Origin of the sequence: Bordetella sp. BOR01, from assembly GCF_019218885.1 — a bacterium.
GTDB lineage: Bacteria > Pseudomonadota > Gammaproteobacteria > Burkholderiales > Burkholderiaceae_B > Bordetella_A.
The window spans coordinates 1,061,999-1,074,388 of sequence record NZ_JAHUWT010000001.1; the positions used below are offsets into that span (position 1 = coordinate 1,061,999).

Annotated in this window: 12 protein-coding genes; 5 read left to right on the plus strand and 7 right to left on the minus strand. The window is 65.7% G+C overall.

Annotated elements, in window-relative coordinates; translation table 11 throughout:
- Nucleotides 1-2: 2 nt before the first annotated feature.
- A complete protein-coding gene (locus tag KW845_RS05075) occupies nucleotides 3-740 on the plus strand; it encodes a DNA-3-methyladenine glycosylase (protein WP_218368062.1) in 738 nt (245 codons plus the stop codon).
- On the opposite strand, the gene KW845_RS05080 is transcribed toward KW845_RS05075, so the two are convergent.
- Nucleotides 719-1,435, minus strand: a complete 717-nt coding sequence (locus KW845_RS05080) for a YrbL family protein (RefSeq protein WP_370628192.1) — start codon at nucleotides 1,433-1,435, stop codon at nucleotides 719-721. The two genes, KW845_RS05075 and KW845_RS05080, sit on opposite strands and share 22 nt — an antisense overlap.
- A gap of 188 nt (nucleotides 1,436-1,623) precedes the next feature.
- On the opposite strand from KW845_RS05080, the gene rmuC reads away from it, so the two are divergent.
- The 4 genes from rmuC (at nucleotide 1,624) to phoU (ending at nucleotide 6,310) form a co-directional block, all read left to right on the plus strand.
- Nucleotides 1,624-2,937, plus strand: coding sequence for a DNA recombination protein RmuC (rmuC, locus tag KW845_RS05085; RefSeq protein WP_370628176.1), 1,314 nt, complete (start codon nucleotides 1,624-1,626; stop codon nucleotides 2,935-2,937).
- A gap of 74 nt (nucleotides 2,938-3,011) precedes the next feature.
- Complete coding sequence (locus KW845_RS05090; RefSeq protein WP_218368064.1) at nucleotides 3,012-4,679, plus strand: isovaleryl-CoA dehydrogenase; 1,668 nt, start codon at nucleotides 3,012-3,014, stop codon at nucleotides 4,677-4,679.
- Between the two features lie 54 nt (nucleotides 4,680-4,733).
- Nucleotides 4,734-5,411, plus strand: coding sequence for a ribose-5-phosphate isomerase RpiA (gene rpiA / locus KW845_RS05095; protein WP_218368065.1), 678 nt, complete (start codon nucleotides 4,734-4,736; stop codon nucleotides 5,409-5,411).
- A gap of 155 nt (nucleotides 5,412-5,566) precedes the next feature.
- Nucleotides 5,567-6,310 (plus strand): phosphate signaling complex protein PhoU, encoded by a 744-nt coding sequence (gene phoU, locus KW845_RS05100; protein ID WP_218368066.1) that lies wholly within the window; start codon nucleotides 5,567-5,569, stop codon nucleotides 6,308-6,310.
- Between the two features lie 116 nt (nucleotides 6,311-6,426).
- On the opposite strand, the gene KW845_RS05105 is transcribed toward phoU, so the two are convergent.
- From KW845_RS05105 to KW845_RS05130, 6 genes are read right to left on the minus strand one after another with little or no spacing between them, the layout of a single operon-like run.
- Nucleotides 6,427-7,113 (minus strand): GntR family transcriptional regulator, encoded by a 687-nt coding sequence (locus KW845_RS05105; protein ID WP_218368067.1) that lies wholly within the window; start codon nucleotides 7,111-7,113, stop codon nucleotides 6,427-6,429.
- The gene (locus tag KW845_RS05110; protein ID WP_218368068.1) at nucleotides 7,101-7,949 is read right to left on the minus strand and encodes a DUF1989 domain-containing protein; all 849 of its coding nucleotides are present in this window, start codon (nucleotides 7,947-7,949) and stop codon (nucleotides 7,101-7,103) included. The genes KW845_RS05105 and KW845_RS05110 overlap by 13 nt, the downstream gene beginning before the upstream one ends.
- Before the next feature lie 15 nt (nucleotides 7,950-7,964).
- Nucleotides 7,965-8,363: an ectoine synthase gene (locus tag KW845_RS05115; RefSeq protein ID WP_218368069.1), complete on the minus strand. Its 399-nt coding sequence runs from the start codon at nucleotides 8,361-8,363 to the stop codon at nucleotides 7,965-7,967.
- Nucleotides 8,364-8,373: 10 nt separating this feature from the next.
- The gene (locus KW845_RS05120; protein WP_218368070.1) at nucleotides 8,374-9,744 is read right to left on the minus strand and encodes an amidase; all 1,371 of its coding nucleotides are present in this window, start codon (nucleotides 9,742-9,744) and stop codon (nucleotides 8,374-8,376) included.
- A gap of 7 nt (nucleotides 9,745-9,751) precedes the next feature.
- Complete coding sequence (locus KW845_RS05125; protein ID WP_218368071.1) at nucleotides 9,752-11,287, minus strand: amino acid ABC transporter permease/ATP-binding protein; 1,536 nt, start codon at nucleotides 11,285-11,287, stop codon at nucleotides 9,752-9,754.
- A gap of 46 nt (nucleotides 11,288-11,333) precedes the next feature.
- Nucleotides 11,334-12,158, minus strand: a complete 825-nt coding sequence (locus KW845_RS05130) for a transporter substrate-binding domain-containing protein (protein ID WP_370628177.1) — start codon at nucleotides 12,156-12,158, stop codon at nucleotides 11,334-11,336.
- Between the last annotated feature and the right edge of the window lie 232 nt (nucleotides 12,159-12,390).

Genomic DNA, 12,390 nt, shown 5'->3' on the forward strand with positions numbered 1-12,390 from the left:
GCATGCCCACCGATTCCGCCCGGCGCCGCAGGCCGCCCGAGCGGGGCGGCCGGTTGCCGGGGGCCGCGCTGCCCGATAGCTTCTTCAACCGCGATCCCGGCCAATTGGCGCGCGAGCTGCTGGGCATGGTCATCCGGCGGCGCCTGGACGGCCTGTGGCTGTCGGCCCGCATCATCGAGACCGAAGCGTATTACCTGGCAGAAAAGGGCAGCCACGCCTCGCTGGGCTATACGCATAAGCGGCGCGCGCTCTTCATGGATGGCGGCACCGTATACATGTACTACGCCCGTGGCGGCGATTCGCTCAATTTCAGTGCCGGCGGGCCGGGCAACGCGGTGCTGATCAAGTCGGCCCTTCCCTGGGTCGACGAAGTATCGGGCCCGGCGTCGCTGGCCCGCATGCAGGCCCTGAACCCCGATGCCAGCGGCCAGCCGCGCGCGCCCGCGCGGCTGTGCGCCGGGCAGACCCTGCTGTGCCGCGCGCTGGGCCTGAAAGTGCCCGACTGGGATGCACAGCATTTTGATCCGGCCGAGTTTTTCGTTGAAGATTTGGGCCAGTCGCCCCAGCGCCTGGTCTGCACGACCCGCCTGGGCATCCCGGCAGGGCGCGACGAACATTTGCGCTATCGGTATGTCGACCCCGCTTATGCGGCTTTCTGCACGCGCAACCCGTTGCGCCGCGGCCAGCAGGCCGGGCGCGACTACGACTGGACGGACCGCTACGGGGCGATCCTGAGCTGAGCCTTGGCCTGGGCTTCATCGTACTGGCGTTGCAGGCGGGCACGCCATAGCTTGTACTTGCGCCGCATGCGGCGCTTGTTCAGCCGCTTGCTCCAGGCGTACAGCGGAATCAACGGCAGCACGCCGAAGCCATCGATCAGGTACATGCCGGGTTTGCCATTGGCATTGCGGCCCAGGGCGATATTCTTGGCCGACAGGTCGCTGATCACGATGTGCGCGTCGATCAGGTCTTCGAAGAATGCATCCAGCCGGGCGCTCAGCGCCGGGCTGATGCCGTCGCGCGCGATGACCTGGGCCAGGGTGGGGGCCAGTTCGCCGTCGTCGCCGGTGATTTTTTCCACCAGTTGGCCCAGGCCCAGGGTGGTCTGGGCCAGGCCCACCACACGGGCCATGGGCACGTCCCACACGCCCGACGGCAGGGTGGTGGTGGTGACATATTCCGATAGCTCGTTCAGGTACACCCGGTAGGCGCTTTCGCGCTGGAACTGCTTATAGAAGCGCTTGAGCGGCTTGCGTTCCAGGTAGGCCGCGTAGGCATCCATGTTGATCACCTTGACCAGCAGCGACGCTTCGTTGGGGTGCTGGAAGATGTATCGGTCGGCGCCTTTGGCCAGTATCCGGGCCCCCGCAAGATCCAATGGTCCGAATACTGCGGCGTAGCTTGCGGACGACGTCGCGGGCACGGTGGCCAGCAGGTCCAGTGAGGTTTGCGGACCCAGGTCGAGGCGGGGGGCGACGGCCAGGGTGCGGGATTCGTCTTGCACGGTGTTGTTGGGATAGGTCTTTATTTTCGCGATTGTCGAAGTTAACCGGGTTTTACGCAACCGAGCCGGGCAAGCCGATGCGACGGCCCGCCTACAATGAGGCTTTCAGGAGACAGCCCTTGATCGAAGCCTTGCCCTGGATCACGGCGGCGGTGGCCGTCGTGGTGTTATTGGCTGTAGCCGGCCTGTGGCTGCGCCCCTCGGCCGATCATCGTGTAACAGACGCACTGGAACGCCTGGAACGCACCCTGCGCGCCGACCTGGACGAAAGCCAGCGCGGGCTGCGCACCGAGTTCGCCGAATCGACCCGGGGCTTGCGCGCCGAACTGGCCCAAAGCCATGAAGCGTTGCGCACGGTACTGTCGCGCGATGGGCAAGCGGCCCGCGCCGAATACGCCGATGCGCTGGCGCGTTTTGCCGCGCAGTTCGGCGAACGGCTGGAAGGCCTGGTGGCCTTGAACGACCGCCGCATGCAAGACGTGCGCCAGACGGTCGACCAGCGCTTGCAGGCTTTGCAGACCGACAACGGCGCACGGCTCGACGAAATGCGCCGCACCGTAGACGAAAAACTGCACGCCACGCTCGAGCAGCGCCTGGGCGAATCGTTCAAGCTGGTGTCCGATCGGCTCGAGGCCGTGCACAAGGGCCTGGGCGAGATGCAGTCGCTGGCCGCCGGGGTGGGCGACCTCAAGCGCGTGCTCACCAACGTGAAGTCGCGCGGCACTTGGGGCGAAGTGCAGTTGGCGCGCCTGATCCAGGACACCATGACGGCCGACCAGTACGCCAGCAACGTCAAGCCGGTGCCGGGCAGCGATGCAATCGTCGAGTTCGCCATCCGCCTGCCCGGTCGCCAGGCTGGCGCCGAGCCGGTATGGCTGCCGATCGATGCAAAGTTTCCCAAAGAAGAATACGAACGGCTGATGGACGCCTACGATGCTGCCGACCCCGACGGCGAACGCTCGGCCGGCGCCGCGCTGGCGCGGGCCATCGAGGTGCAGGCGCGCCAGATCGCCGCCAAATACGTGGCGCCGCCGCATACCACCGATTTCGCCATCATGTTCCTGCCCACCGAAGGCCTGTATGCCGAAGTGCTGCGCCGGCCCGGGCTGCTGGACAAGTTGCAGGCCCTGCGCGTCAATGTCGCCGGCCCCAGCAACCTGGCGGCCATGTTGAACAGCCTGCAAATGGGTTTTCGGACACTGGCCATCGAGCAGCGCTCGTCCGAGGTGTGGCAAGTGCTGCGGGCCGTCAAGACCGAGTTCGCCAAGTTCGGCGATTCGCTGGCGAGCGTCAAGAAGACACTGGACACCGCCAGCACCAAGCTGGGGCAGACCGAAGTGCGCACGCGGGCGATGTTGCGCAACTTGCGGACGGTAGAGGTCTTGTCCGAGGACGATGCGCAGAAGTTGCTGGGCGACGAGGGCGATCATTAACCCCCCTTGCCCTTGCGCCCAAAAATGAAAAGTGCTAACGGTGGGGTTTGGTCGAGCGCGACCGGGAGCCCCGCATGCCGCCTTTCCAGACCCATATCGTCGTCAACCAGGTAGCGCCCCTGGAAGATTATTCGCTGTACGACACCGACATCGCCCTGAACCAGGCTGTGCAGCGCGAAGGCGCCGCCGCTGCCGTGGCCGAGTTGCGCGAGCACGGCGCCTGGCTGGGGCGCGGGCATATCCTGGCGGCGGCCGAGCAGGCCAACCGCTGCTCGCCCCGCTGGCACGGCTACGATCGCTACGGCAACCGGGTCGACCAGGTCGAATTCCACGCCGCCTGGCACACGCTGCTGGCCGGCATCGTGTCGCGCGGCCTGCACAGCCGCGCCTGGCTGCAGCCCGAGCCGGGCGCCCAGGTGGCGCGCGCGGCGGCCTACCTGATGCAGGGCCAGGTCGAAGCCGGCACGCTGTGCCCCACCACCATGACTTTCGCCGCGGTGCCGCTGCTGCAGGACGAGCCCGCCGGCACCATCGATTTTGCCCAGGCCTGGCTGCCCGCGCTGGCTTCGCGCGATTACGACAGCGCCGACGCGCCGCTGCCGGCCAGGCGCAACGCCCTGATCGGCATGGGCCTGACCGAAAAGCAGGGCGGTTCCGACCTGCGCGCCATCACGACGCGCGCCGAGCCCGTCGGGCAGGGCGGACGCGGCGCGGCCTATCTGTTGACCGGCCACAAGTGGTTCTTGTCGGTGCCTCATGCCGATGCACACTTGGTGCTGGCCAATACCGATGCCGGACCGGGCTGCTTTTTCGTGCCGCGCTGGACACCCGACGGGCCGCGCAATGCGGTACGCATCCGCCGCCTGAAAGACAAATTGGGCAATCGCAGCAACGCCAGCGGCGAAGTGGAGTTCGAGCAGGCCTGGGGCATGTTGATGGGCGAACCCGGCCGCGGCTTGCCGCTGTTGTTGCAGATGGCCGCCACCACCCGGCTGGATTGCGTGCTGGGCAGTGCAGCCTTGCTGCGCCAGGCTGTGGTGCAGGCCGCGCATCATGCGCAACACCGGCAGGCCTTTGGCCAGGCCCTGGCGGCCCAGCCCTTGATGCGCCAGGTGCTGGCCGACCTGGCCCTGGAAAGCGAAGCCGCCACGGCATGGGCCTTGCGGCTGGCCCGCGCGGTCGACGAGCGCGGCCGGGCCGATGCGCGCGCGCTGGTGCGCGTGGGCACGCCGGCCGCCAAGTTGTGGGTATGCAAGCGCGCCATCGCTGCCATCGCCGAATGCATGGAGACCTGGGGCGGCAATGGTTATGTGGAAGACGGCCCGCTGCCGCGGCTGTACCGCGAGGCGCCGGTCAACTCCATCTGGGAAGGGTCGGGCAACATCATGGCCCTGGACGTGCTGCGCGCCCTGCAGCGCGACCCGGACTGCCTGGCCGCCCTGCATGCCGAACTGGAGCCCGCACGCGGTGCCTGGGCGGCCTACGACCAGGCCTGGGACGCCTGGCGTGCGCTGGCGGCGGACCAGGCCGGCCAGGCGCCGGACCCGGCCCACGCGCGCCGGGTGGCGGCCGGGCTGGCCCGGCTGTGGCAGGCCGCCCTGCTGATCCGGCACGCCCCGGCGGCGGTGGCCGACGCCTTCGTGGCCAGCCGCCTGGCGCATCCCGGGGGCATCGTCGGCGAACTGCCGCCGGGCGCCGACCTGGGGGCGATCCTGGCCCGGGCCTGGCCGGGTATCTGCTAAATTGCAGCGCTGGCTTCTTATCGACTTTCCGCGCGCCCGGCGCGCCACCGCACCATGCTTACTCAGCAAGAACTCAAACAACAGGCCGCCGACGCGGCGCTGGCCCTCATCCAGCCTGTGCTGGGCCCGGACGTGGTCATCGGCGTGGGCACGGGCTCTACCGCCGACTTGTTCATTGACGGCCTGGCCCGCTACCGTGGCCAGCTGCGCGGCACGGTCGCCAGTTCCGAGCGCAGCGCAGCGCGCCTGGCCGGCCATGGACTGGCCGTGCTGGACCTGAACCAGGTGGCCGGCATGCCCGTCTATGTCGACGGGGCCGACGAAATCGACGCCCGCCTGCACATGATCAAGGGCGGCGGCGGGGCGCTCACGCGCGAGAAAATCGTGGCCTCGGTGGCCGAGCGCTTCATCTGCATCGCCGACGAATCCAAGCTGGTCGAGCGCCTGGGGCGCTTCCCGCTGCCTGTCGAGGTCATTCCCATGGCCCGCCAGGCCGTGGCGCGCGCCCTGGCCGCCCTGGGCGGCCAGCCCGTCCTGCGCGAGGGTTTCACCACCGACAACGGCAATCTCATCCTGGACGTGGCCGGGCTGCAGATCGACGACGCGCCCGGTCTCGAGGCCGCGGTCAACAACCTGCCCGGGGTGGTTACCTGCGGCCTGTTCGCCCGTGCCGGCGCCGATGTGGCGCTACTGGCCACGCAGGGCGGCATCCGCCGGCTCGAGCGGTCCTAGCCTGGGCTGGGGCGGGCCGGGCAGCGGCCTTGCCGGCCTGCCGGGCCCGATTCATAATCCTGTCATACTCAAGTCATAACCTTGCGGGTCGGCAGGCCCATCACGCACTGCGCACAAAGGGCATCGCCATGTACACACCTACGCAGGGAGTCCGGATGACGGAGCATACCAACAAGCAATTCGACGCCGATCTGGAAAGCGTCCGTTCGCAGTTTCTGCAAATGGGCGGCGTGGTCGAGGCCATGATCCAGGAATCGGTCGACGCCATTCCCACCGGCGACCTGGAACTGGTCGACAAGGTGCGCGAACGCGAAAAACAGGTCAATCGCTACGAAGTCGAGATCGACGAGCGTGTCAGCCTGATCCTGGCCCGCCACCAGCCCACCGCCATCGACCTGCGTACCTTGCTGGCGGTGTCCAAGATGCTGACCGACATGGAACGCTGCGGCGACGAGGCCGAGAAAATCGCCAACACCGTGCGCCGCATGTACGAGGCCGAGCAGCGCCATATCCCGGTGATCGAGCTGCGCCACATGGCCAACAGCGTGGGTCGCATGCTGCACAACGTGCTCGACGCGTTCGCGCGGCTGGATCCCATCCTGGCGGCCCAGGTGGTGCGCAGCGACAAGGAAGTCGATCGCGAATGGAAAAGCGCGCTGCGCAACCTGATCACCTACATGATGGAAGACCCGCGCACCATTTCGCGCGCCATCGACATGGTGTTCATTGCCCGGGCGCTCGAACGCATCGGCGACCATACCAAGAACATGGCCGAACGGGTCATCTACATGGTGAAGGGCGCCGATGTGCGGCACACGGGCGTCAAGAACGCCGAGCGCCAGGCACGCGGCGAAGACGACGCGCCCGCGCCTGACCAGCCGCCGGCCGGCGAGGCCTGAGGCTCCGGCACCGCGGCTCGGCGTTTCGCAGCCGAGCCGCGGTGTACTACGCCGGCCAACTGGACATCGCCTTACCAGTCCCGCAGCGGACCAACCCCCTGCGTACGTAGGGGAGCCTATTGGTTGTACTGTTCCACCACGTTCAGCAGCGTGCGCTCAGACAAGTCCAGGTAGATTTCGAGCTCGCTCAGGGCTGCGCCCCGGTCGTCGTTGGACAGGTGCTGGTAGATACTGCGTTCGCGGACGATCCAGTCGGAAGTCTGGATCCGGCTCTCGTCGGGATGCGACGCGAACACCAGGCGCAATTGGGCACATAGCGTCTGGAAGAAATCATCCAGCAATGGGCTGCCCAGCATGGCCACGATCTGCTGGTGCACTTGCAGGCTGAGCGTGCCGACATCGCGCCAGCGCTTGCCGGCCAGGGCGCCCTCCGCCGTATCCAGCGTGGTGCGCATGGCGCCCAAGGCGGCCGCGTCGAGCTGCTGCCCCTTGGATATCGCGTGAAGCTCCAGCGCTCGCCGTGCCGCATAGATGTCGCGCAGCTCGCTGCTTTGCATGCGCCGCACGACCACACCTTTGTGGCGCACGAATGTAGCCAGCCCTTCGCGTCCCAATTGATGAAGGACTTCACGTATGGTGTTGCGGGACGCCTCGTACTTCGAGCTGAGATCGACTTCAACCAGTTGCGTGCCCGGGGGCAGGCGCCCGCCAATGATGTCGTCCCGCAATTGCCTGCTGATCCGGTCGGCGATGGGCGTCGCCGAGTGGTCGACCTGGGTTGTGCGCGTTCTCAATCTTTCCATACAACCTGTTCGGGGTGCATGCCGTGGTTGCCCTGGTAGGACGCCGTTTCGGGCGGCGCCCAGTTTACCAGCAAGGCCGGGTCTAGATCGTGGATTTCCACGCCCAACGGCCTGCATACATCGATCGGGTCGCGGGCATCCGGGCCCCACATCGGCACCGACAGGTCGCCGCCCGGGCAGGTGGACAGCGCGCATAGCAGATCGATTTCGGCAAAGAATTCCAGGTAGTCGCCCTGCTTGGCCGGGCAGGCTTTCATGAAATACTGGTCGTGATCGTTCAAGCCGGTGCACTGGAAGACATTGAGCACATCGTGCACGTCGTATTCGGTGAGGCCATGCGGAGCAATGGCACGGGTCAGATTCGAGTGGCAGTGGAAATGGAAATCCTGGCCTGTGAGCAAGCGGTTCACGTAAGGGTCGCAGCGCGTGCCCAGAAGGTCGTGCACCCGGCCGCCATCACCGTCCACGCCGTAGTGGGCCAATGTATCGTCCGTTATGGTCGCCATGGGGCGCAGGAACGGCAGTGTCGACCACAGGCGGTCATGCGTGCTGACGTGCGCCTGCTGCAACTGCCGGGTGCGCGAAGCCCACATGCGCTCGCGCGGATTGTGCAGGTTCCACATATTCAGGTCCGCCACCTGGGGCCCTTCGACCGTGACGATACGGAACACTTGTCCCGCCCTGACTTTCCAGGCGCGGCCGCTGCGAATCGGCACCACGAAGGATTCCGCCACTTCGCGCGCGTCTTGCCGAGCGGCGATCTGGTCGTAGAAGGCTTTGTCCACGCTCAGGACTGAGCCCTTGGTAACTTGATAAGCGGCAGGGTAGTTCGACATGCGTGCTCTCCATGTTCAGGTGTTGTCGTTGGCAGGCGGGCCGTAGCTGCCATCCGGGCCATGCACTTCGGTGCCGGCCAGTGGCGGGTTGAATACGCACACCAGGCGCAGGTCGCCCTTGGTGGCACGCAATATGTGCTGGTCGTGCTTGTCCAGCACATAGAGCGTGCCGGGCCGGATCGGGTATACCGCGCCGCAGGACACATCGACCACCTCGCCTTCGCCGTCGATACAATAATTGGCTTCGTAGTGGTGCTTGTAGTGCAGGTGTAGCTCGGCGCCCTCCAGCACACGCGTCTCATTGAGCGAATAGCCAACGCCATCGCGTTTGACGAGCATGCGCAGGCTCTCCCAGCCCGCGCCTCGCGCATGGCGCTCGGTATTGTTCAACTCGGATGCATTGACAACTAACATTTGAGTGTCCTTAGAAAGCAAGGGGATAATCGGCTCGACGGGCTGGGCGAGCGGGGGCATCCTTGGCCAGCACGCGCTCAACGCGTTCAGCCAGGGCTAGCAGGGTGGCATCGCCGGCCCGTTTGCCGGTGAGCATCAGGCCGATCGGCTGGCACGGGTTGGCGCCGGGCAGTGTGATGCTGGGCAGGTCCAGCCGATTGGCGAATTCAGTCAATTGAAAGGCGCGGCGGTTGTTGGCCGTGTAGGCATCGTCTTGCCGTAGCGCGTCAATGGCAGGCGGAACCATGGGCACGGTAGGGGTGGCAATGGCGTCGGCCCAAGTTATGGCGGCATCGTAGGCACGCGACAGCTCAGCCAGCCGCGTTTGCGCTTGCGCGTAGGCATGGGCCCGGACCTCGGCGCCCAACTGTATGCGCGGTCCGACCCGCGCGTCGTACAGATCCGCGTGGCTCGCCAGTCGCGCGGCATGCAGGCAGTAGGCCTCGGCTGCGATAATGCCGCCCTCGCTTGCCACCTGGCCCGCCATGGGTAGCATCGGCAAGGGTAGCGAACGGATCTTCGCGCCTGCTGCGGCCAACTGTCCCAGCCAGGTTTCGAATGCCAGTGCCACAGGCCGGTCCAGCACGTCGCACAGCCAGCGGTCGGGAACCAGCAGCCGTACGCCATGCAAGTGGTTGCACGGTTCGACCGCCTGGCGGGATTCCGGGCGTGTCAGTGCTTGGTCGGCGCGGCGGCACAACGCCGCGTTGGCCGCCATCAGGCCGGGCACGTCGAAGCTGGGCGACAGGTACAGCATGCCATCGCTCGGATAGCGTCCCCGGCTGGGCTTGAAGCCCACGACACCGCAGAATGCAGCGGGTATGCGGGTCGAGCCGCTGGTGTCCGAGCACACGGCGAGGTCGGACATGCCCAGCGCGGTGGCGACAGCGGCGCCCGAGCTGGAGCCGCCCGCCACGCATTCCGTCTCGGTCACCAGCGGCGTGCGTGGCGTGCCGTACCAGGGGTTGATACCCAAGGCGCCGTAGGCGAATTCGGTCATATTGGTCTGGGCCCGCAACAGGCAGCCTGCCTGCCGCAGCCGTGCGACCAATGGCGCATCGCGCCGGGCTGGAGGATCGTCCGCCAGCAGCCGCGAGCCCGCGTGGGTGATCCAGCCGGCCACCTCGAAGCAGGCTTTCACGCTCAATACGATACCGAACAGCTCCGCTGGCGCCGGATTGCCTGTCTCGGATAGCCTGTCCCAGGCCTCGGCCTCTTGCATGGCGGGCTCGTCGCGCCGATCGAGCAGGGCCAGGCCGGATGCCGCGCCATGTCTTCGGCTGTTGGCGATGCATTGTTGCAACGCCTGCCGGGCGCCCGCGAGAGAAAAAGGGGCTGTCATGCTGCACTCAGGCTGCGATCGGGGAGTCGTCGTGGATATGCACGTGATGCAGGAACTCTTGTACCCGCGAGTCGCTGCTCTGCAAGATCTCGCGTGCGGGGGCGTCGTGCAGGATGCGTCCCTGTTCCATGAACAGGATCCTGTCCGATACGCGGAAGGCGAAGTTCATCTCGTGCGTGACGATAAGCATCGTCATGCCTTCCTGCACCAGCGTTTCCACGACCTTGAGCACCTCTCCGACCAGTTCCGGGTCCAGCGCCGAAGTGGGCTCGTCGAACAGCATGATCGACGGCTTCATCGCCAGAGCGCGCGCGATCGCCACGCGCTGCTGCTGGCCTCCGGAGAGCTGGTGAGGATACTTGTGCGCGTGATCCAGCATGCCTACCTTGGCAAGCAGGACCAACGCCTCCAGCCGCAAGTCCTGCTCGCTGCCGCGTCGGTGATAGCGTGGGGCCATCATGACGTTGTTCAGGACGGTCTTGTGCGGAAAGAGGTTGAAGCTCTGGAACACCATGCCTACATCGAGGATGCGCGGCCCCGGGGCGGCCGTCCGTCCGCCGTCTGCCTGCAGGAAAGACTTGCCATGCAACAGGATTTCCCCGCCGTCCAGGGCTTCCAGGCCATTGATGGTGCGGATCAACGATGTCTTGCCCGAGCCGGAAGGGCCGATCAGGCAGATGACTTGTCCGGCTTCGACCGTCAGGTCGATGTGTTTGAGCACCTGCAGTGAACCGTATTGCTTCTGCACGTCTTTCAGTTGCAGGGCCGGCGCGCATCCGTTGTCCTGCGTGGCGGGTATGGCGGGCGCGCACGCACGGCGCTGTATCGCCTCAACCACCTTGGCCGGCAGGGAGAGTTCGGGCGGGGCGCGCCGGCTGATGTCCATGTGCGCCTCCAGCCAGCCCAGCAGCTTGTCGAATACCGTGACGACCAGCACGTAATAGACCGCCACGGCCAGCATGGTTTCGAACACCAGGAAATTCTGCGTGTACAACCTCTGGCCCACCAGCAGAATCTCGGCCAGTGAAATGACGGAAACCAGCGAAGTGAGCTTGGCAATGGTGATGAACTCATTGCTCAGCGCAGGCAGGGCGATGCGCAGGGCCTGGGGAATGACGATAAGCCGCTGGATGCCGGTATAGCGGATACCCAATGCCTTGCCAGCCTCAATCTGCCCCCTGGGCACTGCCAGTATGCCGCCCCGGTGGATTTCGGCGATGAAAGCGGTTTCGCTGACCACCATGGCGACCAGGCCGGCGTAGAAGGCATCTGATAGCAAGGCACTGGATGAGGGGAAGATCTGCGGCAGGTTGTAGACGAAGACCAGCAGCACCAACAGGGGCAGGCTGCGAAAAAACCAGATATACAGCCCGGCCAGGCGGTTGATCACCAGGCTCTTCGACTGTTTGCCCAGCGCCAGGACAAAGCCGAATGCCACGCCCAGTATCCAGGTGAGCACACTCAGTTTGACAACTACCCAGCAGGCGCGCCAGAAGTCGGAATCCCAGAATAGGCTTGCCGTGTAGGTCCAGTCGAAATCCATGTGTCAGCTCGAAGAATGCGGGGCAGGCGGGAGATCCGACCGAGCGCTACTGGCCCAGTGCGCTTTGCACATCCGCCGCATCCGGCTTGTCCAGCCCGTACTTCTTGAGCAGCGCCGGATACTCGCCGTTGTCGGTCGTGGCCTTGAGCGCCGCGTTCAACGCATCGAGCAGCGCGGTGTCATCCTTGTTGACGCCCAGGCCTATCACAATGGGATAAATCAGCTTGGTGGACGTGACCTTGATCGATCCAGCCGATTGTTGAACCAGTTCGTGCGAAACCGCCGCGTCTTCCATCATCACGTCGACCGCCTTGGACTTCAATGCCATCAGCGCTTCGGGCGATGTGGGGTATTCGCGCACCTGGATGGCGCCCCGCTTGCCGGGTACGCAATGCTCGGCCGAGACCTTGGCCAGCTTGGGCGTCCAGGACGCGCCCTTGATCGTGCCGATCCGCTTGCCGCACAGTGCATCGACGTCAGCGGGTGCGTAGGTGCCCGAGGTCAGTACCAGCAGCGACGATCCGGTCGTCAGGTATGGAACGTAATTGATCAGCTTGTGGCGCTCGGGGGTGACATACAGCGCCGACGCGACAATATCGAAGCGGTGCGCGCGCATGCCCAGGATCAAATCGGGAAAGCGAGTGTCCAGGAACACGGGCTGCAGCGACATCTGGCGGGCGAGCATGCGCGAGAAATCCGCATCGAATCCTGCGGGTTTGCCATCCTGCATGTAGGCGTAGGGGGGATAGGTCAGGTCCGAACCGACCGTGAGCTTGCCTGGCTGTACCGTCGTCACTGCGGCTGCCATGGCCGGGCCGGTGCCCAACACCACGGCGGCCAGTATGGCGGCAGCGCGGCGAAAGGGGGGCACAAGCGCGCGGAGGCAAAAAGTCGAAGCATGCATTTGGGTTCCGTCCGATGGTGGCGACGCGGCAGCACGCAAGACGTGCGATGCGTCCGGGTTTCGGGATGCGGCTCAAGATTGTTGAACAATCCAGATTTTGAGAGTCTTGCCTGGCTGAGACAATCCGGGTTTGCCCCTAAGGCGGCGTGGGGTGTCGACCTGCGAACGTAAGCTCGCGGGTGATGCTGGACAGGGTTGC